The 19219-nt window shown below is 44.1% G+C and carries 20 protein-coding genes; 9 read left to right on the top strand and 11 right to left on the bottom strand.

Annotated elements, in window-relative coordinates:
- The first annotated feature begins 76 nt into the window (after positions 1-76).
- Together Q1A18_RS16540 and pbpC are read left to right on the top strand one after the other, a co-directional pair.
- A complete protein-coding gene (locus Q1A18_RS16540; RefSeq protein WP_299583187.1) occupies positions 77-454 on the top strand; it encodes a GxxExxY protein in 378 nt (125 codons plus the stop codon).
- Between the two features lie 44 nt (positions 455-498).
- A complete protein-coding gene (pbpC, locus tag Q1A18_RS16535) occupies positions 499-2889 on the top strand; it encodes a penicillin-binding protein 1C (protein WP_299583184.1) in 2391 nt (796 codons plus the stop codon).
- Here the strand turns inward: pbpC and Q1A18_RS16530 are convergent.
- Positions 2886-3566: a hypothetical protein gene (locus tag Q1A18_RS16530; protein WP_299583181.1), complete on the bottom strand. Its 681-nt coding sequence runs from the start codon at positions 3564-3566 to the stop codon at positions 2886-2888. The two genes, pbpC and Q1A18_RS16530, sit on opposite strands and share 4 nt — an antisense overlap.
- Positions 3567-3971: 405 nt before the next feature.
- Between Q1A18_RS16530 and Q1A18_RS16525 the strand changes: the two genes are divergently transcribed.
- Complete coding sequence (locus tag Q1A18_RS16525) at positions 3972-4637, top strand: inorganic pyrophosphatase (protein WP_299583178.1); 666 nt, start codon at positions 3972-3974, stop codon at positions 4635-4637.
- 47 nt (positions 4638-4684) lie between these two features.
- Here the strand turns inward: Q1A18_RS16525 and Q1A18_RS16520 are convergent, their stop codons facing one another.
- The 5 genes from Q1A18_RS16520 to Q1A18_RS16500 all read right to left on the bottom strand — a co-directional run bounded on the left by Q1A18_RS16520 (position 4685) and on the right by Q1A18_RS16500 (position 9410).
- Positions 4685-5179, bottom strand: coding sequence for a dihydrofolate reductase (locus Q1A18_RS16520; protein ID WP_299583175.1), 495 nt, complete (start codon positions 5177-5179; stop codon positions 4685-4687).
- Positions 5180-5192: 13 nt separating this feature from the next.
- A complete protein-coding gene (locus Q1A18_RS16515) occupies positions 5193-5987 on the bottom strand; it encodes a thymidylate synthase (protein WP_299583172.1) in 795 nt (264 codons plus the stop codon).
- 165 nt (positions 5988-6152) lie between these two features.
- The gene (locus Q1A18_RS16510; RefSeq protein WP_299583169.1) at positions 6153-7148 is read right to left on the bottom strand and encodes a substrate-binding domain-containing protein; all 996 of its coding nucleotides are present in this window, start codon (positions 7146-7148) and stop codon (positions 6153-6155) included.
- Positions 7149-7356: 208 nt separating this feature from the next.
- Entirely contained in the window at positions 7357-8814 is a 1458-nt protein-coding gene (locus Q1A18_RS16505; RefSeq protein WP_299583166.1) for a nucleoside transporter C-terminal domain-containing protein, read from the bottom strand.
- A 17-nt stretch (positions 8815-8831) separates the two neighbouring features.
- Positions 8832-9410, bottom strand: coding sequence for a bifunctional nuclease family protein (locus Q1A18_RS16500; protein ID WP_299583163.1), 579 nt, complete (start codon positions 9408-9410; stop codon positions 8832-8834).
- Positions 9411-9676: 266 nt separating this feature from the next.
- Between Q1A18_RS16500 and rplU the strand changes: the two genes are divergently transcribed.
- From rplU to serS, 3 genes are all read left to right on the top strand, one after another.
- Positions 9677-9988 carry a 50S ribosomal protein L21 gene (gene rplU, locus Q1A18_RS16495; RefSeq protein ID WP_299583160.1) on the top strand — a complete coding sequence of 104 codons (312 nt, stop codon included), beginning with the start codon at positions 9677-9679 and terminating at the stop codon, positions 9986-9988.
- Positions 9989-10006: 18 nt separating this feature from the next.
- Entirely contained in the window at positions 10007-10276 is a 270-nt protein-coding gene (gene rpmA, locus Q1A18_RS16490) for a 50S ribosomal protein L27 (protein WP_299583157.1), read from the top strand.
- Positions 10277-10510: 234 nt separating this feature from the next.
- Positions 10511-11785, top strand: a complete 1275-nt coding sequence (gene serS / locus Q1A18_RS16485) for a serine--tRNA ligase (RefSeq protein ID WP_299583154.1) — start codon at positions 10511-10513, stop codon at positions 11783-11785.
- An 83-nt stretch (positions 11786-11868) separates the two neighbouring features.
- Here serS and Q1A18_RS16480 read toward each other — a convergent pair whose 3' ends face one another.
- The 4 genes from Q1A18_RS16480 to Q1A18_RS16465 all read right to left on the bottom strand — a co-directional run bounded on the left by Q1A18_RS16480 (position 11869) and on the right by Q1A18_RS16465 (position 15765).
- On the bottom strand, positions 11869-13131 hold the full coding sequence (locus tag Q1A18_RS16480) for a diaminopimelate decarboxylase (protein ID WP_299583151.1): 1263 nt from the start codon (positions 13129-13131) through the stop codon (positions 11869-11871).
- 114 nt (positions 13132-13245) lie between these two features.
- Entirely contained in the window at positions 13246-14106 is an 861-nt protein-coding gene (dapF, locus tag Q1A18_RS16475; protein ID WP_299583148.1) for a diaminopimelate epimerase, read from the bottom strand.
- A 133-nt stretch (positions 14107-14239) separates the two neighbouring features.
- Positions 14240-14806 carry a hypothetical protein gene (locus Q1A18_RS16470; RefSeq protein WP_299583145.1) on the bottom strand — a complete coding sequence of 189 codons (567 nt, stop codon included), beginning with the start codon at positions 14804-14806 and terminating at the stop codon, positions 14240-14242.
- 41 nt (positions 14807-14847) lie between these two features.
- Positions 14848-15765 (bottom strand): lysophospholipid acyltransferase family protein, encoded by a 918-nt coding sequence (locus tag Q1A18_RS16465; protein WP_299583142.1) that lies wholly within the window; start codon positions 15763-15765, stop codon positions 14848-14850.
- A gap of 132 nt (positions 15766-15897) precedes the next feature.
- Here Q1A18_RS16465 and Q1A18_RS16460 point away from each other — a divergent pair, with 132 nt between their 5' ends.
- On the top strand, positions 15898-16674 hold the full coding sequence (locus Q1A18_RS16460; protein WP_299583139.1) for a glycerophosphodiester phosphodiesterase family protein: 777 nt from the start codon (positions 15898-15900) through the stop codon (positions 16672-16674).
- Positions 16675-16783: 109 nt separating this feature from the next.
- Here the strand turns inward: Q1A18_RS16460 and Q1A18_RS16455 are convergent, their stop codons facing one another.
- Positions 16784-17665: an N-acetylmuramoyl-L-alanine amidase-like domain-containing protein gene (locus tag Q1A18_RS16455; protein ID WP_299583136.1), complete on the bottom strand. Its 882-nt coding sequence runs from the start codon at positions 17663-17665 to the stop codon at positions 16784-16786.
- A gap of 170 nt (positions 17666-17835) precedes the next feature.
- Between Q1A18_RS16455 and Q1A18_RS16450 the strand changes: the two genes are divergently transcribed.
- Both Q1A18_RS16450 and Q1A18_RS16445 read left to right on the top strand, forming a co-directional pair.
- Positions 17836-18324, top strand: coding sequence for a sigma-70 family RNA polymerase sigma factor (locus tag Q1A18_RS16450; protein WP_299583133.1), 489 nt, complete (start codon positions 17836-17838; stop codon positions 18322-18324).
- The gene (locus Q1A18_RS16445) at positions 18321-19217 is read left to right on the top strand and encodes a FecR family protein (RefSeq protein WP_299583130.1); all 897 of its coding nucleotides are present in this window, start codon (positions 18321-18323) and stop codon (positions 19215-19217) included. The genes Q1A18_RS16450 and Q1A18_RS16445 overlap by 4 nt, the downstream gene beginning before the upstream one ends.
- Positions 19218-19219 lie beyond the last annotated feature (2 nt).

Raw genomic sequence — 19219 nt, 5'->3', positions numbered from 1 at the left:
GTGAACTCGTAAAATGTTGTTTGTTTTTGCAGATCCTCAAAGAATAATTTGGGTAGACAATATAAAATTCTCACCGATGACTGAAAATGAAATATCTCGAATTATTGTAGATTCGGCCTTTTTGATCCATAAACAGCTTGGTTCAGGGCTATTTGAGTCGGTTTATGAAGAAATACTTGCTTTGGAGTTGGAAGAGAGAGGATTGAGAATTGAACGGCAGAAGCCTTTACCAGTGATATGGAAAGAACAAAAGTTAGAGCATGGATTTAGGATTGATTTGATGATAAATCGAAAAGTCATTATTGAGATTAAATCAATCGATGTTTTAGCTCCTGTTCATTATAAACAATTGTTAACTTATCTAAGGTTAACTAATTGTCGGTTGGGTTTACTTATCAATTTTAATGAATCTTTGATCAAGGATGGGATTCATCGGGTTGTGAATAATTTGTAGGGGTGATGAGTTTAAAAGGAATCCAGTCTATTCAAAGAGAGGGAGTGAGAAAGAAAGAACATACGCTGTCTTTGCGCCTTTGTGTGAGCTATTTGAAAAATAACAAGAAGTCTTTTGTTGTGCTACTTCTTTTGTTTTTGCTGTCCCTTGTTTGGTGGTTTAGCTTGCCGTCACCGTTGTTTTCTGATCCTACATCCACGGTCATTGAGAGTCGTACAGGGGAGCTTTTAGGCGCACATATTGCCGAAGATGGGCAATGGCGTTTCCCTGACGTTGAGGCGGTTCCGGAAAAGTATAAAACCTGTTTATTAACCTTTGAAGATCGTTATTTTTACTTCCATCCCGGGTTTAACCCGGTTTCGTTGGGGCGTGCACTGATCCAAAATATTCGGAATGGTCGCGTGGTTAGCGGAGGAAGTACGATAACCATGCAGCTGATTCGCTTATCACGGAAGGGGAAAGCCCGAACGGTGAGTCAAAAGCTGATTGAGTTATCATTAGCTATACGAGCAGAAATCTCTTTTTCCAAAGACGAATTGCTTCAGCTGTATGCTTCCAATGCGCCATTTGGCGGAAATGTCGTTGGCCTTGATGCTGCTGCCTGGCGCTATTTCGGGCGAAATGCCGCAGACCTTTCATGGAGTGAATCGGCAATGTTGGCTGTCTTGCCCAATGCCCCTTCGTTAATCTATCCGGGAAAGAAAAACAACTTGCTGTTGCAAAAGCGAAATCGCTTGCTTGACTTGCTTTATGAAAACGGGGAACTGGATGAAACAACATTGGAATTAGCCAAGTTGGAACCTTTGCCCGAGAAGGTTTATGCTTTGCCTCAAGTGGCTCCCCATTTGATGAATCGTGTTTTAACTGAACACAATGGCGAGCGGGTGATCACCACAATTGATGGTGACTTGCAGCAGCATGTAAACGATTTGGTGCGGCAGCATTTGGTAAAACTCCGTGCCAATGAGATTCACAATGCGGCTGTGTTGGTGTTGAATGCCGCCTCAGGAGAAGCGCTGGCCTATGTTGGTAACTCCCCGGATGTGGCTGAAGGAAAACATGGAGAGCAGGTGGATATTATTGGGGCTCCCCGGAGTTCCGGAAGCATTTTAAAACCGTTTCTTTTTGCCGCCATGCAGGATGACGGGCGGATATTGCCTCATACCTTGGTGGCGGATGTGCCAACCCAGATTGGTGGCTTTAGTCCTCAAAATTTTAATTTGAGCTACGAGGGAGCTGTTCCGGCATCCAAAGCTTTGTTCAAGTCTCTCAATATTCCGGTTGTCCGAATGTTGCGCGACTATGGTGTTGAGCGGTTTTATTCGCTTCTGAAGGATTTACACTTTTCAACATTGAACCGCCCTGCGGATCATTACGGGCTGTCTCTTATTTTGGGAGGAGCAGAAGTTAACCTTTGGGATTTGGCGGGTGCTTATTCCTCGATGGCTCGTTTACTCATTCATTACGAAGAAAATGATGGTCGAAGTTTTAAAGATGACTTTCGGCAACCAAGCTATTTGCCAGCAGTTTATTCCGACGAGGAAGCCTTGACGAATTCAATTTCTGCCGGTGCGTCGTGGTTAACGATGGAGGCGCTTGTGCAGGTCAATCGGCCGGATGAAGAATCGGGGTGGGAGTCGTTTTCATCTTCGCGGCAAGTTGCATGGAAAACCGGAACGAGCTTTGGCTTTCGCGATGGTTGGGCTGTTGGGCTCGATCGAAATTTTGTGGTTGCTGTTTGGTGTGGAAATGCCGATGGCGAAGGCCGTCCGGGCTTGACCGGTACTTCGGCTGCTGCTCCCCTGATGTTTGACGTGTTTAATTTATTGCCGGCTGGAAAATGGTTCACCCAACCTGTTGATGAGATGGAGCAAGTTCCGGTTTGTGCGACCAGTGGTCATCGCGTTGGACCCTACTGTGAGCAAACGGATTCGGTTTGGATTATGCAAAAGGGCTTAACGACTTCAGCCTGTCCCTATCATCGTTTGGTTCATCTCGATCCAACAGGGCAGTTTCAGGTAACCAGTAAGTGCTTGTCGGTGGATGAGATGAAGCATCAATCCTGGTTTGTTTTGCCTCCGGCCATGGAATGGTATTATAAACAACGCAATCCGTTTTATCGGTCGTTACCTCCATTTATGTCGGGCTGTTCGGAAGAGGTTCAGGCGGTGATGGAAATGATTTATCCGCGGGAGAATAACCAGGTGTTTGTGCCTGTGCAGTTGGACGGAACTCCCGGGCAAGTTATTTTAGAGGCAGCACATGCCTCTTCTGAGTCCATTGTATATTGGCATCTCGATGAGCAGTACTTGGGGCAAACCTCGGGCCTTCATCAGATGCCGGTTCATCCGCAGCCCGGTGTGCATCGCGTGACCTTGATTGATGATCAGGGAAATGTTTTTCAACTGCGCTTGCAGGTTGCAGCCAAAGATTAAAGCTTGCTATCTTGATAAATTGAATAACCGGACATGAGTGTCGATAACTGCTTGGGTTTGTAGTAAATCTTTCGTTTGTATTTTTTGTATTTCTCTGACACCCGATCATCTTGTAAAACATATTCTGAAAACTCCTTGACTTGGTGTCCAAGTCCATGGGCAATGGTTATCTCATCCACTTTGTGTTCCAGCTTTCGGCGCAAGGGATGAAAGAGGTAGCCAATTCCGGTAAGCACGACACCCATGGTTGTTTTATTTTCATAGTCAACAATGTGTGCAAGCTCGTGCCCAATTACCCCAACCTGCGCGTCATGCGGAACATCACTAAGGAGCAATCCTTGGCCGTTTTTTACTTGGGTGTCAATATAAATTCGGTATCGTCTGTTTTTCTTTTTTCGAAAAATGAAATCGAATGTTGGACGGGAAGCCATCGTTGTTTTTATGTTTTTTCGGACAAACTCGATGCTCACTCCTTTTAATTCAGGATAATGACTAATGGCTATTTGTGCTTGCTCCTGGTAGGAAGCGTCCAGCTTTGTGTTTTGATAGGATTCTGCAGATTGTTTGTTTTGGCGGACTGTTGCTGAATCGGTAGTGAGCACGGAGGTGGGATGGGGTAACAAAGCCTGTGAATGGGCTAAAATCAAACTAAAAATAAGGGTTAAAACGTATTTCATGGGGGGCGAAACTAATTAATATTTGCTGCGATTCCAAATCTGCCCTGGAGACCTATGTTGTTGATTAGTAGTTGTTATGTTTTTCAAAACAACTTTCTGATACGGAGGTATTAAGTTGGATTAATTTCATGGACTGGGTTTGCAAAACTGCTCATCCCGTTTGATATTGGGAGTTATTATGACAGGCTGAAAACGAAAAGAAAATGAAAAAAGTTTGTCGTTTTGAGCTTTGAAAGTCGTATCCAATTTTCCTGAAAACGTGCAAGTGGATTAAATCCATCGAAAACCGGCTTGTTTAGCCTGAGATAGCTGGCAGTCCTTTTTATTTTGCTTAAATTGCGGGTTCTTTAGAACATTTTTGTTTTAATCAGGTTTTACACTCTAAACGAATAAATTAAACTAAATATGGTTGACAAATTATCTGATCCTATCGGCCGATTGATGGGACTGCGTTATAAGTCACATCCATGGCATGGTATTTACATCGGTAAAGATGCTCCGGAAAAGGTCACCGCTTTTATTGAAGTTGTGCCAACGGATACGGTGAAGTATGAAATAGACAAGGACAGTGGATACTTGCGATTGGACCGTCCGCAAAAATACTCGAATGTAGTTCCTGCCCTTTACGGATTTATTCCGCAAACTTTTTGTGGCGATGAGGTGGGGGAATTTTGCATGCAAAAAACCGGGAAGAAAGGTATCAAAGGAGATGGTGATCCGATTGATATTTGTGTGCTGACAGAAAAGGACATCACCCACGGAGATATTTTGGTACATGCGCGCCCGATTGGAGGTTTTCGGATGATTGATGGCAATGAAGCCGACGACAAAATTATTGCTGTATTAAGCAATGATGTGGTGTACGACACATATAAAGATATTACTGATCTCCCATCGATTGTTATTGAGCGGTTAAAGCATTACTTTTTGACATATAAAGATATGCCCGGACGTAACAAGGACACAGAGATTACCCATACCTATGGGGTGGACGAAGCCCTTGAAGTGATTCGATATTCGATTAGCGATTATCAAAAGCGCTTCGATAACTTAGGAAAACTAATGTACTAGTATAAAAAAAGTCCGGTTAGAGCCGGACTTTTTTGATTGTATCGTGATTACTTTCTTACCAGGTTGATGTAGGAATAGTCAAACCCATTTTTTTCGTCGTGAAAATCTTCGCGGCTTTCCTGTTCCCAATTGCTGTAGTCAATCTCAGGGAAGTAAACATCTGCTTCGAAATCCTGATGAACCACAGTGAGGTAAAGTTTATTGACCAGTGGATAAAACTGCTTGTATATCATTCCTCCGCCAATGATGAAAGCTTCCTTTTCATCTTTTACTTTTTCAATGGCTTCTTCAATGGAGGCCACCATTTCGCAACCTTCAAAACAGTCGTCAGGCTGATCGCTGATGATAACATGACGACGGTTTGGCAAAGGCCATTTGGGTAATGAAAGCAGGGTGTTTCTACCCATAATAATGGTATGCCCGGAGGTGATTTCCTTGAAGTGTTTCAAATCGTTTGGCAGATGAAACAACAGGTCGTTGTTTTTGCCAATAGCAAAGTTTTGGGCGATGGCTACAATAATGGAAATATTTTTGTGAATCATAAATTAGTGTGTTTTATACTGAGACCTTTCCTGGAATATGAGGATGAGCATCGTAGTTAACCAGTTCAAAATCTTTGTATTTGAAGTCGAAAATAGAAGTCACTTCAGGATTGATTTTCATCTGTGGCAGTTTTTTAGGCTCCCTTGTTAACTGAAGTTGTACTTGTTCCAGGTGATTCTTGTAAATGTGAACGTCTCCTCCGGTCCAAACAAATTCGCCGGGTTCCAGTCCGGTAACCTGGGCCATCATCATGGTCAGTAGGGCATAAGAGGCAATGTTGAAAGGAACGCCCAGAAAAACGTCACAGCTGCGCTGATACAACTGACAGCTCAATTTTCCATCAGCCACATAAAACTGGAAAAGCAAGTGGCAGGGAGGCAGATTCATCTGATCCAGTTCGCCCACATTCCAGGCGCTTACGATGTGGCGACGCGAGTCGGGATTGGTTTTAATAGCATTGACCACTTCTGAAATCTGATCAATGTGTCTGCCATCAGGCGTTGGCCATGAGCGCCACTGGTAACCGTAAATATGACCTAAGTCGCCATCCTCGTTGGCCCACTCATTCCAAATACGAACCCCTTTTTCTTTCAAGGTGTTGTTGTTGGTGTCTCCATCCAAAAACCACAACAGCTCATGAATGATGGATTTTAGGTGGAGTTTTTTGGTGGTCAGTACCGGAAAGCCTTCTGCAAGATTGAACCGCATTTGATAGCCAAAAACACTAACGGTTCCGGTTCCGGTTCGATCATCTTTTTGGGTGCCATTCTTTGTGACATGATCTAGTAAGTCAAGATATTGCCTCATGATTTATCTTTCAACAATGTTTGTAATCTGTCTGTTTTTTTGAGTGGGGAAAGTTACGCTTTTTGCTTGAATGGGGAAAGTAAACTTATTAACAGCAGGAATAGCAGCCATAAAAAGAGCGCAAGCAAAACGCCCGCGCTCTTTCGCAAAATGACCGGTTTGGTATCATTCAAATACTTCCTGTTCGGCTACAAAACCTTCAGAAATGACGGTCATTCGTACGTTTTGTTTGTTCACAATTTGTCCTTCCAGAAGAATGGCTGGAACCAAGCGGTGCCCATTGTTAACTGTGAAACTCATGTTGTCAGTTGGGTCTTTTCCCTTGGCCATTTTTACTGCTGCAATAGCTGCGTTAAAGGCCAATGATTCCAGCGGTTTATAAACCGTAATGGTTTGGTTCCCAAAAACAATGTTACGAATGGCATTGATGTCAGCATCTTGTCCGGCAATCAACACCTGCCCGTCCATTTCCCGTTCATGCAGCGCCTGAATGGCTCCACTGGCCAGTGCGTCGTTGCCTGCAATGATGGCATCAATCGTTTCTCCTTTGTCCAGCAAGCCCTTGACGACTTTATAACCTTCTTCGGGCTGCCACTTATCGACAAAGGTGTTGGAAATAATGTTGATGTCTCCTTTGTCAATCAAAGGCTGGAGTACATTCATCCAACCCAGGTACAGCTGAACCGAGTTGTTGTCGGTTGTTGGGCCGCCAATTAAGGCATAATTACCTTCGGGTTTGGACTTTGTCAGAAATTCAGCCTGCTTTTCGCCGATTTGAATATTGTCGGTGGAGATGTAAAAATCCAGATCGCAATCCCAAATCAGGCGGTCATAGGCCAATACGGGAATACGTGTTTTTTTTGCTGTTTTTACAATTCCTGCGGCTACGGTTTTATCGACTGGAATAATAACAAGAACATCAATTCCTTCATTGATTAAATCAAGCGCTTGCTGAAACTGAACAGAAGGATCAGAGTCGGCAATTTTTACGATCACAGAGCCGCCCAATTCATTCACTTTTTCAACAAACAGGTCTCTGTCTTTTGCCCATCTTTCGCGTTCTATGGTGTCCATTAAAAGACCCACAACAGGTTTGGTATTGCAACCGGAAAATAGAAAGATCAACAAGAAAAATCCGAAAATTACGTTGATGTGTTTCATAACGGAAAGTTTTTGAATGATTTATATAACTGATCATACGTTGATAACCATTTGATTGTTAGCTATTCAAAAACATGGGGAGCATTGTAACATTTTCCGGAATTGGGCTAGAAGGCTGTAGCAGTGTTTTTTAATTCAACTTAGGAAGGGCATAAGCGGAGCAGAATCAGCCACGTCAGCCGGCAAAGAGCTCCTTTTAGCGTTTCTTTTAACCTAAAATCATGCCGATAATGGTGGCCGACATCAGCGAAGCCAGAGTGCCTGCAATCAATGCAGGGAGTCCGTATCTGGATAAGGTGACGCGTTTGCTTGGAGCCAAGGCTCCAATACCGCCAATTTGAATGCCGATGGATGCAAAATTGGCAAATCCGCACAGGATGTAGGTTGCCATGATAATTGATTTTTGCTCAACAAAGGCGCCGGCTGTTTTTAGTTCGGAAAGGCTGATGTAGCCAATAAATTCAGTGAGGATCAGTTTCTCGCCAAGCAGACGACCAACCAGGATAATGTCTTGGGTGTTGATGCCAATTAACCACATAAAAGGCGCAAACAGGTAGCCCAGTAAAAACTGCAGTGAAAGCTCAGTGAATCGGCCGTCTGTTCCCTGGATAATCAGCTCATTGATTCCGGTCCAGTGCCCTACCTTACCAAAAATGAAATTGAACATGGCAATCAAGGCTAAAAAGGCCAACAGCATGGCACCAACATTGACGGCTAGTTTCAGACCCTCAGAGGTTCCGTTGGTGATGGCATCCAAAATATTGCTGCCAATGCGGTCCTTGCTAACTTCAATATCTTTATTGACTTTGTCCGGGTTGGGAACCATAATTTTGGAAAAGATGACGGCTCCGGGAGCGGCCATCACAGAGGCGGTGAGCAGGTGTTTGGCAAATTCAAGCCGAAGGACAGGGTCGTTACCGCCCAACATGCCAATATAGGCCGCCAGTACGGCTCCGGCCAGAGTGGCCATACCACCGGTCATGACCAGCATAATCTCTGAATTATTCATTTTCGAGAGGTAAGCTTTAATCATCAGCGGAGATTCGGTTTGTCCCAGAAAAATATTGCCGGCAACCGAGAGTGCTTCAGCACCCGATAGTTTCATTAATTTAGTGAAAACCCAAGCTAGCGCCCACACCACACGTTGAATGATTCCCCAGTAAAACAATAAACTGGTTAAGGCTGAAAAGAAAATGATGGTTGGCAGGATCTGAAAGGCGAAGATCATCCCAAACTGATTGAAGTCAACCAGATTGCCGAATAAAAATTCGCTGCCTACTTTGGTGAAGTCGAGTACTTTTACGAAGATTTTGCCGAAAAAATCAAATCCACTTCGAATAAAAGGAACGTAAAGAACGCCCAAGGCAAGCACAATTTGAAAAATCAGGCCAACGCCAACTGTTTTCCAAGGAATGTTTTTGCGGTCTTTGGAAAGCAACGCGCCAAGACCTACCAGAACCAGCATACCCATCAGGCCTCGAAGAATGGAGTTGAAGTTAAAGCTGCGTTCGCCGGAATGCGAAAGCAGTACGTTTGCGTTGGATGGAGACTGCGTTTGAACCAGTGTCACCTGATCATTCCCTGTTGGTTCAGCCGAGTAAGACAGTTGTGGCAAACTAAGCATCAAGCAACAGGTTGCCAGAAGTAGGATTAGCAGTCTAGTCATTTTTTTTCAGCGGTTTGTTATTTTTCCCGTCGTTTCAATTCATCTCTGATTTTGGATGCCCGTTCGTAGTCTTCGTTGTTGACTGCCTCATTGAGCATTTCGTTCAACTCATTCTCATTGTAACTCTCAAATTCACTTTTAGGTCCTGAAGAACCTTCTTCAGCATGAAGGGGGCTATCTTCTTCGGTATCCATAACAATGCCCGCTTTGTTGAGAATATCTTCGTTGGTGTAGATGGGGCATTTGAAGCGAAGGGCGAGGGCAACGGCATCCGAGGTGCGCGAGTCAATTCGGATTTCTTCTTCGCCCATGGTGCAAATTAGCTCCGAATAGAAAATACCTTCTTCCAGTTTATAAATAACCACTTCAGACACGTTGATGTCGAAGGCAAAGGCCAGGTTTCTGAACAAATCATGCGTGAGTGGACGGGGAGGTCTCAATCCTTCCAATTGGATGGCAATGGCCTGGGCTTCAACTGGTCCGATGATGATTGGGATGCGTCGGTCTCCGTTTTCTTCTGCTAAAACCAAGGCATAAGCGCCTGATTGTGTCTGACTAACTGAGAGTCCCAGGATGTTTAGTTTTTTTTTCTGCATAAGCGTCGAACATCAGCAATGTTTGCTAGCAAATATAACAATAGTTTTAGTGTTTTATTAAATTCTGCGACTGTTTCTTAAACAGCTCATCAACTGAATCCTTGATTCGAAACGTAATTCAATTAGACTCAGTAAAAAAGATGCCGGAATCTTTGCTTGTCAATAAAAAATATCTACTTTTGCAGTCCGAAGTTTTCGAGTAGGCTCTAAAAAGTGGAGTGAGGTATTGTTCCCGCCTGCCGGAGGAAATTATAAAAGTATAGAACATGTACGCTATTGTAGAAATTGCCGGACAGCAATTCAAAGTAGAAAAAGACAAAAAGATTTTTGTCCACCGTCTTCAGGAAGAAGAAGGTGCAAGTGTTGAGTTTAGTAACGTTCTTTTGGTTGACAACGATGGTGAAGTCAAAGTTGGAACTCCAAAAGTTGACGGCGCTAAAGTTAGTGCAAAAGTAGTGGAGCACTTGAAAGGTGACAAAGTAATCGTCTTCAAAAAGAAAAGAAGAAAAGGTTACAAAAAGAAAAACGGTCACCGTCAGTATTTGACTCAGATTCAGATTGAAGAAATTATTGGATAACCCTAAAAACATTAGACCATGGCTCATAAGAAAGGTGTCGGTAGTTCGAAAAACGGACGCGAATCGGAAAGTAAACGACTTGGTGTAAAAATTTACGGCGGTCAGGTTTGCAAAGCTGGAAACATTATCGTTCGCCAGCGCGGAACTTCTCATCATCCTGGGAATAATGTCGGTATGGGAAAAGATCATACATTATTCGCCTTGATTGATGGAACTGTTGTTTTCAGAAAGAAAAGAGACAACAAATCGTATATCTCTGTTGAACCTGTTGTGGCAGCAGAAAACTAGACGATTTTAACGATATGTTTAGGAAAATCTCCTGTCTTGATTAGGCAGGAGATTTTTTATTTTATAGCTGTATCAAACCGATTGCTGTTTTGAAAGTGATTGGTGATTTCGTTTTATCCAGGCATTGATCGGTCGGGAAATCAATGCGTGATACTAAAAAAGGCTGAACATAGAAGTATACAGCTAGTCATTATTTTATAACTTTGCCCGACAAAATTAAAAACCTCTTCAGAAATGCTCAATTTACGTTTTATCCAGGAAAACCCGGAATTGGTTGTTGAAAAGCTTAAAAAGAAAAATTTTGACGCTTCGGCGATTGTAAGCCAGATTAGTGATTTATATAAAAGCAAGAATGAAATTCAGGTTAAAGCCGATCAGTTCAAATCGGAAATGAACAAGCTGTCGAAGGAAATCGGGCAGTTATTCCGCGAAGGAAAGCAGGAGGAAGCCAATCAGGCTAAAGCCCGCACTTCGGAACTGAAAGATAATATTAAGCAACTGGATGATGACTTTGCCCAAATTGATGAGCAGGTTTTTGCTTTGCAGGTGCAGCTCCCCAACTTGCCAGCCGATATTGTGCCTGCAGGAAAAACTCCGGAAGATAACGAGGTTGTAAAAACCGGAGGAGAACAGCCTAATTTAGGAGCCGATAAATTACCTCACTGGGAATTGGCTGAAAAATATGACTTGATTGATTTTGAATTGGGTGTGAAATTAACGGGTGCCGGATTCCCCGTTTATAAGGGAAAAGGATCGCGTTTCCAACGGGCATTGATCAATTTCTTTTTAGACGAAGCTCAGAAAGCTGGTTATTTGGAAGTACAGCCTCCGTTGGTGGTCAATGAAGACAGTGGTTTTGGTACCGGACAGTTGCCTGACAAAGAAGGGCAGATGTATCACATTACCGAAGATAACCTGTATTTGATTCCAACAGCCGAAGTGCCGGTGACCAATTTGTACCGCGATGTTATTTTGGATGCCAAACAACTTCCGGTTAAAAATACGGCCTACAGTGCCTGCTTCCGTCGCGAAGCAGGTTCGTACGGAAAAGATGTTCGGGGTTTGAATCGTTTGCACCAGTTTGACAAAGTTGAAGTGGTGCAAGTGGCACATCCGGACCAGAGCTATGCTATTTTGGATGAAATGGTGGCGCATGTGGAAAGTCTGGTGAAAAAGCTGGGATTGCCTTACCGTATTTTACGCCTTTGCGGTGGCGACATGAGTTTTACTTCAGCGTTGACTTACGATTTTGAAGTCTACTCTGCAGCTCAGGAAAAGTGGTTGGAAGTAAGCTCTGTTTCTAACTTCGAATCCTTTCAGGCCAATCGTTTGAAACTGCGTTTCCGCGAAGAAGGTCAGAAAAAACCACAAGTGGCGCATACACTGAATGGAAGTGCCTTGGCACTGCCACGTATTGTAGCTGCTTTGCTTGAAAATTACCAAACTGCTGATGGCATTAAGGTTCCGGATGTATTGGTGCCTTACTGTGGTTTTGATATGATTAACTAGTATCGAACTTGTTAAACGAAATAGAAAAAGGTCATTTCACTCGTGAAATGACCTTTTTTCGTATGTTTTATTTTGTTGTCGTTTTATTCAAACGTGTTGGCTGCATCAAAATCCAGGGTGGCAAACAAGTCGTCCATAGTTTCTGCTCGTCTGATTTCAACCACTTCGCCATTTTCGCGAAGAAGTAATTCGGCCGAACGCAATTTTCCATTGTAGTTGAATCCCATGGAGTGACCATGAGCACCGGTGTCGTGAATAACAACGATGTCGTCCGGAGCAATTTCCGGAAGCAAGCGGTTTATGGCAAATTTGTCGTTGTTTTCGCACAGCGATCCGGTTACATCATACAGGTTGGTGTGAGGAGCTGTTTCCTTACCCATAACGGTAATGTGGTGATAAGCGCCGTAAAGGGCCGGACGCATCAGGTTCGCCATGCATGAATCCAATCCCGCATATTTCTTGTAGGTTTCTTTGATATGGAGAACTTTGGAAACCAAAAACCCGAATGGGCCGGTAATGGCACGTCCTGATTCGAAATAGACTTTTAGCGGAGCCAGTCCGTTGCCTGCAATCACTCGATCATACACTTCTTTGATGCCTTCACTTACCCGAATTAAATTAACAGGCTTGTGTTCGCTTTTGTAAGGAATTCCAATTCCTCCACCCAGGTTAGCAAACTCAAAATGAATGTCAAGTTCTTTGGCGATGTCGGCAATAAGATCAAAAATGATTTCAGCTGTTTCAATGAAGTAATCCGCATCCAGCTCGTTGGAAGCGACCATTGTGTGAATACCAAATCGCTTAACACCTTTGTCTTTAAGCTTTTTATAGCCTTCGAAAAGTTGCTCACGAGTGAATCCGTATTTTGAATCTTCGGGGTTGCCAATAATAATGTTACCACCTTTCAGGGCACCCGGGTTATAGCGGAAACTGATCAGTTCAGGCAATCCGGCGTGTTCCTCCAGGTAATCAATGTGTTTGATGTCATCCAGGTTGATAACAGCACCCAGCTCCATCGCTTTCTGGAATTCAGCAGCGGGTGTGTCATTGGAAGTAAACATGATTTCTTCACCCCGCATGCCAATTTTCTCGGCCAGCAATAACTCGGCCATTGAGCTGCAGTCAATTCCAAAGCCTTGCTTGTGAAGGAGCTTCATCAGGAAGGGGTTTGGGGCTGCTTTGATGGCGTAATATTCCTTGAAGCCTTCGTTCCAAGAGAAAGCCTCGTTGAACTTTTGGGCATATTCTAACATCCCTTTTTCATCGTAGATATGAAAAGGAGTTGGGTGGTTTTCAATAATCTTTTCTAATTGCGCTTTGTCAAACGGTAATCTTTTCTCCAGCATAAATTTGTAGTTTTTAGCAATTACAAAGATAAAAATTTGTCTGCATTATTTAGAATAAATCTGCTTAAGGGAAATGGTATTAACGAATATTTGACATGCTAGTCTTACTCGTTGCTAATTTAAGTCTTCCAAAAGTTCGGTACTCAGGTAACCGGAAGCAATTTCTCGTACTTCTCCAGTCATTCGTATTTGCCAGTCTTCTGCAATCTCCAGTTTGAGCTTACCTCCGGGCATTTTTATGGTCAGGTTGCGGTTGGTTAGCCCTTTTTTCACCATCACGGCAGCCACTGCACTGGAAGAACTTCCGGAGGCCAGCGTGTATCCGGCACCACGTTCCCAGATAAGGATTTCCACTTCGTCGGGCGACAAAACTTTGGCAAACTGCAGGTTGATGCGGTTCGGGAATTTGGGGTGATTTTCAATTTCAGACCCGTATTGCCGGATTTCAGTTTCTGACAGCTCTTCCTTTAAAATGACACAGTGGGGATTGCCGACTGATACGCAGTTGATTAGATAACTCTGGTCTTTTAGTTGTAGTTCCTCATCCAAGCACGCTTCAAGCTCACTTTTCACAGGAACTCTGGCTGGTTCAAAAATAGCTTCTCCCATGTCAACCTGAATCAGAAACGCTTTGTCATTTTTTGTTTCAATGACTTCGGCAAAAACCACTCCGCCCAAGGTATCGATGCTGAAAGTTTTGCTTTTGGCATAGCCATAGTCAAACAAATATTTGGCAAAAATACGCAAGCCATTGCCACTTTTTTCAGCTTCTGATCCATCCGGATTCAGAATTCGCAGGCCAAAGTCAGCCCGGTCACTGTCCACAAGCAGCAAAATACCATCTGAACCAATTCCGTAGTGCACATCGCAAATGGTTTTTATGTTTTCGACGTTCATCTCAAAGCTGATGTCGTGGCTGTTCATCACCAGGTAGTCGTTACCCAATCCATGTGTTTTAACGAAAAAATTTTTCATAGGATTAAAATTGTTTGTTCTCAAAAGGGTTTGTAACAAAAGTAGCAACTGTTTTTGACTTCGATGCCCAATTAGCCTGAAAGTGTCTGAAGCAAGTTTGGCTTGTGCACTTATTCTACTGGTTGAATGGGGCTTAGTTGACGGGGTGCGCAGGATTGTTTTGCTGCAACCGGATGGGAGCGTTTTCGGTGTTGTTCAGTTGTTGCTGTGCCTGTTTCAGTTTTCGGCTGGCCTCCTGAAGTTTAGTTTGTCCCAATTCGAAATCTTGTAGCAGCAGGCTAAGGTAGCTATCCAGGTTGTACGATCCGTAGTTGATAAATTCGTCAATTTTCTTCATCACGCTCTCCTGTGCTTTTGTGCTTTTTTGAAGTAGCTTTTTTATTTCTTCTGCGCGGGTTTTTAGTTCTTCAGCGCCGGCTTCTCCGGCAAAATAAGCGGCATCCGAACTTTGGTAGGCAGCCTTTTTACTGTACGTAATGAGGCTGTCCAAATCTTCGCGGGCCAAGAGCAGGTGTTGGTTTATTTCAGCGGTTTCATAAGCACCTTCCAGAAAACGAAAGTGCTCTGCTGCTTTTTCGGCTGCCGTATTGGCTTTTAAAACCGACGAACGGGCTTGCTTTAAGGCTGACTCCAACATCGTTTGCGCCTGAATTGCTGTACTCAGGAGGACGAACAAAATGAAGATTAGCCGTAGTTTCATAAGCGGGTTGTTTTGTAGTTCAAAACGCTGTTGAAGCTGTTCTATTGTTTCGGTTTTGTTGGCAAGCGGTCAATCATTGCAATGTCTTCCGGACGTTGGTGCTTCCAACGGCGATGCGACCACAGCCAGTAGGCAGGCTGTTCACGAATAATTTCTTCCATTTTATCAATGTATGTCAGCAAAATGGTTTCCGGCTTTTCATGGCGTGGTTCGACGATTAACTCTGTCAGTATAATTTCATATTTTCCGCGTCCCACTTTTTTCGTGTGATGAAAAAAGACGGGTTGGTTGGTTTTGTGTGCAATCTTTTCGGGGCCGCTAAAAAAGGGTGTTTCCTGGTTTAAAAATATGGTCCAGAACTTGGAAGACTGCGCCGGCGTTTGATCCGCGCCGAGCCATAAAATCCCGGGATGTTCGGTTTGATCAAACTGAATGGCCATTCGAGCCGATTTGTGCACAGGAACAGACATTCCTCCAAAACGTTCACGAATACTGAGGATGAAGTTTTCCAGTTCCGGATTGTTGCGTACCGGGTTGTAAACCATAAAGAATTGATGATTGGAAAGGCGTTGTACCGAAGCTCCCCATTCCCAGTTGTTGTAGTGCATGGCCAGTACAATGATGCTTTTTTGCTGTTTGAAGTAGGCTTCCATTTTTTCAACCCCATAAACCTTCAAGCGCTTGTTCAACTCTTCTTCGCTCATGCTGTGCAGCTTAATCGATTCGAACGAAACATCGCACAAATGATGGTAATATTCGCGGGCAATGCGGTCAATTTCCTCTTCCGTTTTTTCCGGAAATGAGTTGCGAAGATTGGAATAGACAACGGCTTTTCGGTACCCGATAATGTGAAAAAGGAGAACAAAGGCAATATCACTGATCAGGTACAACAAAGGAAAAGGCAGGTGCGAAAAGGCTTTTAAAAAGAGGACGATAAGGTTGTTGAGAAATTTACCCATGTTTATTTACTTCAAATCATGCAAAATTAAGATTTTTTTAAGAAGTCTTTGTGGATAGTTTCAGCATAAATTGACAACTTCGGACAATCATAAATATTCTGTTGTCATTATTTTATAAATTGAATTAATACAATGAAAAAGTTAACCTATTCCTTCTTGCTTTGGCTGGCAGCCTGCCCGGCCTTTTCACAAACTCAAATTGTAGCGCATCGTGGCGCCTCGTACCTTGCTCCTGAAAATACAGTAGCTGCAGCCGACCTGGCCTGGACTTTGGATGCCGATGCTGTTGAAATCGATATACATCTTTCCAAAGACGGGGAGGTGGTTGTGTGTCATGATCATACCACGAAGCGCACCGGAGGTCAGGATTTGGTGATTGCAGAAACGAATGCGAAAGACCTGCGCAAACTGGATGTGGGGCAGTGGAAAGATTCTAAGTATAAAGGGGAGAAAATACCTTTCATTTCCGAAGTTTTCGAGACCGTTCCGAAAGGTAAAAAACTGGTGGTTGAGATTAAATGTGGGCCCGAAGTGTTGCCCGCTTTAAAAAGGGCAGTAGCTGCCAGTGGGAAAGCAGACCAAGCCATATTCATCGCTTTTGGCTGGGAAACCATTTTGGCTACTAAAGAAGCTTTTCCGTCCAATGCCTGCTATTGGCTGAGCTCGAAAAAAGAAGGTCTGTCGGAGCGTTTGGAGGAAGCTGCCAAGCTTGGACTGGATGGGGTGAACTTGCATTACCGCATTGTAGATCAGGATGTGATGGCGCTGGCCGATCAGCTTGATTTGGATGTGTTGTGCTGGACCGTGGATGATCCGGAGGAAGCCAAACGATTGGTTGATTTGGGAATTATGGCAATTACCACGAACCGGCCGGCCTGGTTGCTGGAGCAACTGGAAGCAAAGAATTAACCTTCTCCGGTTTTATCCTCTCGATGGAGGTCTCTTTTGGAGTAATCAAGGACGGCTGTTTATCGGAAATGCCGAGGAGCCGTTCCTGATTACACCAAAACAAAATTGGCTAATCAAGCGGACGGGCAACCAAAAGGCCGGTGTAACTTTTTTTAGCCTGAAGGAAGTCTGCCAACGGCTCTTCAGAAATAACGACCTGCATTGCTGAAGTGGAAGCATGCATTAAATGCCGGCGTCCATTAACTACAACAACAATCCCGACATGGGTAACATCCAGGCCCGCAATGCTGGTAGCTAAGCCCACCAGGTCACCTTCCTGCAGGTTTGCTTCCTGCTTTTCAACTTCTTCTTTGGGAATAAAATAGTAGCTCCGCCCGGAAATGGCTTTTTCCTGTCCGGCAAGTGTTTGTACCAGCTTGGGATTGGCTTTTAGTACCGGGTAGCTGTCCGGGTGGGTCGACATAAAATTAACCGTCAAATCCAACGCTTGCCCAAAGCTGCTGGCCGGCTGACTGACGATCCCTTTTTGCTGGTTGTCAAAAATCCAGTCGCTAAAATAATGCAGACGTGAAGTGTAGCCCTCCCGCTTTCCGTTTCGATAACGGATGGTTTCAAGCTCATGAGCAAACTGAGAGAAGTCCGGATTTGTTTTTTTTAGTGTGCGGGCCAGCGCCAGAGCCGTTTCGGCAAAGGTGGTGCAGTCCAGTCCTTCCAGCTCAATGGTCAATGGCTCATCCTCGCCATGCTCCAGCGTTTGAGCCACATAAGGCACAGCTAAAAACTGCTTGCCAACTTCGGCAACCAATTGGGGCATGTCCATGGAGGAAACGTCAGAAAAATGGGCCACGACCGATTCAAACTTCAAACTGTCTGCACGTTCGCACAATACATGCTGTTTGACAGGTGTTGATGCGTTGGCTTTTTCCTTGTTCACCTGTTGACAAGCCACCATAAAAAGAAAGCCGTAGAGGAGATAAGTTACTTTTTTCATATCCGGTTGATTTGGCGTTCTGAAAATACAAAAATATATTCCGAATGCAAGGTAGGGTAAAATGCTTTTTAAACGGTTAAGGAATGAAAAGCAGCGAATATTGCTTAACTTTTCAGGGCGAATAGCCGCATGGACAAAGAAAGGAGTTTCGAAACCAAGACAAGTTGACCTTGACACGACAAGATTTTAAAAAGTTGTTTGACCAGCATTTCGATGCCATTCGTAATTACATTTATTACCGGTCGGGCGATGCAGATTTGGCAACAGATTTGGCACAGGAGGTGTTCATGCACCTGTGGGAAAAACAGCCGGATTATCATCCGAAAGCGACGGTTGGCCTGCTGTATAAAATGGCAAGCGATGAATTTATTTCTCATTATCGCCGGCAAAAGCTGGAGTTGAATTATAAAAGCGCGTTGAGCTTCAAGTTACAGGATGTTTCGCCCGAAGAGGAGTTGGAATACAAAGAGCTGCAGCAAAAGTATGAAAAGGTCCTGGCGGGCTTATCCGAAAAGCAGCGGGTGGTTTTTTTAATGAGCCGGATGGATGGTTTGAAATACCATGAAATTGCAGAGCGCTTGCGCATCAGCGTCAAAGCGGTTGAAAAGCGGATGAAATATGCCCTTGACGATTTAAAATCGAAAATTAAAGTAAAATGAAAAACGGCAGTAACCATACCAATCGATCAAATGATATTCTGGCTGAGCTGGATCGGCTGCATACGCATTTGGAGATTCCGTACGTTAAAAACCGGGAAGAGGTTTGGAAGGCTATGGAGGCTCGGCTGGAAACGGGGGCTTCGAAAAAATCGATCAGCTTGTTTCGCCGACCGGCTGTGCGTCTGGCCATGGCAGCATCGGTTTTGCTTTTGCTTGGCTTGATTGGAGTCATGCGACTTTATACAGTTGATGTCACAAGCTCGCCCGGGCAACTTTTGATGGTTGAGCTGCCGGATGGTTCGGCTGTACAAATGAGCGCTGTTTCAAGTCTGACGTATCATCCATTTTGGTGGCGCTTTTCACGGGAGTTAAGTTTAGATGGCGAAGCTTTTTTCAAGGTCGAAAAGGGAAGCCGTTTTTCGGTGAAATCAGAAAAAGCAACGACTTCGGTGTTGGGCACCCGTTTCAACATTTATGCGCGGGACGAATCGTATCGGGTGGTCTGCCAAACGGGCAAGGTTAAAGTGGTAGGGCAAGCGGATGGTTCGGAAGTGATTCTGACGGCGAACCAAAAAGCAGAATTGAAAGCGGGGGATGGCTTTGACGTGCAGCAGAATATTAACGTTCAGGCAGAGACGGCCTGGATCAACGATGAATTTAATTTTAGAGACCGACCCTTGAAGGAAGTTTTGGAAGAAGTGGAACGGCAGTATGGGGTGAGCATTCAGGGTGAAAATTTATTAAACGATGGAAATTATCAGGCAAGCATTTCCAGCCGAATGGTACGTTCTGAACTAGATGCAGAAGACATCCTGGAAATGATTTGTACCTTGTACAAGCTTCAGTATGAAAAACTGGGACCAAACGAATACCGGATTAGCCCAAAGAAATAGGA

This window comes from uncultured Sunxiuqinia sp., from assembly GCF_947495665.1.
Lineage (GTDB): Bacteria > Bacteroidota > Bacteroidia > Bacteroidales > Prolixibacteraceae > Sunxiuqinia > Sunxiuqinia rutila.
The sequence above is the reverse complement of the archived record's forward strand: the minus strand, read 5'-3'. Positions and strand labels throughout refer to the sequence as shown.

Coding starts and splice junctions, on each gene's coding strand:
- Q1A18_RS16540 (WP_299583187.1), top strand. CDS start 77: ATGACTGAAAATGAAATATCTCGAATTATTGTAGATTCGGCCTTTTTG.
- Q1A18_RS16530 (WP_299583181.1), bottom strand. CDS start 3,566: ATGAAATACGTTTTAACCCTTATTTTTAGTTTGATTTTAGCCCATTCA.
- Q1A18_RS16525 (WP_299583178.1), top strand. CDS start 3,972: ATGGTTGACAAATTATCTGATCCTATCGGCCGATTGATGGGACTGCGT.
- Q1A18_RS16520 (WP_299583175.1), bottom strand. CDS start 5,179: ATGATTCACAAAAATATTTCCATTATTGTAGCCATCGCCCAAAACTTT.
- Q1A18_RS16515 (WP_299583172.1), bottom strand. CDS start 5,987: ATGAGGCAATATCTTGACTTACTAGATCATGTCACAAAGAATGGCACC.
- Q1A18_RS16510 (WP_299583169.1), bottom strand. CDS start 7,148: ATGAAACACATCAACGTAATTTTCGGATTTTTCTTGTTGATCTTTCTA.
- Q1A18_RS16505 (WP_299583166.1), bottom strand. CDS start 8,814: ATGACTAGACTGCTAATCCTACTTCTGGCAACCTGTTGCTTGATGCTT.
- Q1A18_RS16500 (WP_299583163.1), bottom strand. CDS start 9,410: ATGCAGAAAAAAAAACTAAACATCCTGGGACTCTCAGTTAGTCAGACA.
- rplU (WP_299583160.1), top strand. CDS start 9,677: ATGTACGCTATTGTAGAAATTGCCGGACAGCAATTCAAAGTAGAAAAA.
- rpmA (WP_299583157.1), top strand. CDS start 10,007: ATGGCTCATAAGAAAGGTGTCGGTAGTTCGAAAAACGGACGCGAATCG.
- serS (WP_299583154.1), top strand. CDS start 10,511: ATGCTCAATTTACGTTTTATCCAGGAAAACCCGGAATTGGTTGTTGAA.
- Q1A18_RS16480 (WP_299583151.1), bottom strand. CDS start 13,131: ATGCTGGAGAAAAGATTACCGTTTGACAAAGCGCAATTAGAAAAGATT.
- dapF (WP_299583148.1), bottom strand. CDS start 14,106: ATGAAAAATTTTTTCGTTAAAACACATGGATTGGGTAACGACTACCTG.
- Q1A18_RS16470 (WP_299583145.1), bottom strand. CDS start 14,806: ATGAAACTACGGCTAATCTTCATTTTGTTCGTCCTCCTGAGTACAGCA.
- Q1A18_RS16465 (WP_299583142.1), bottom strand. CDS start 15,765: ATGGGTAAATTTCTCAACAACCTTATCGTCCTCTTTTTAAAAGCCTTT.
- Q1A18_RS16460 (WP_299583139.1), top strand. CDS start 15,898: ATGAAAAAGTTAACCTATTCCTTCTTGCTTTGGCTGGCAGCCTGCCCG.
- Q1A18_RS16455 (WP_299583136.1), bottom strand. CDS start 17,665: ATGAAAAAAGTAACTTATCTCCTCTACGGCTTTCTTTTTATGGTGGCT.
- Q1A18_RS16445 (WP_299583130.1), top strand. CDS start 18,321: ATGAAAAACGGCAGTAACCATACCAATCGATCAAATGATATTCTGGCT.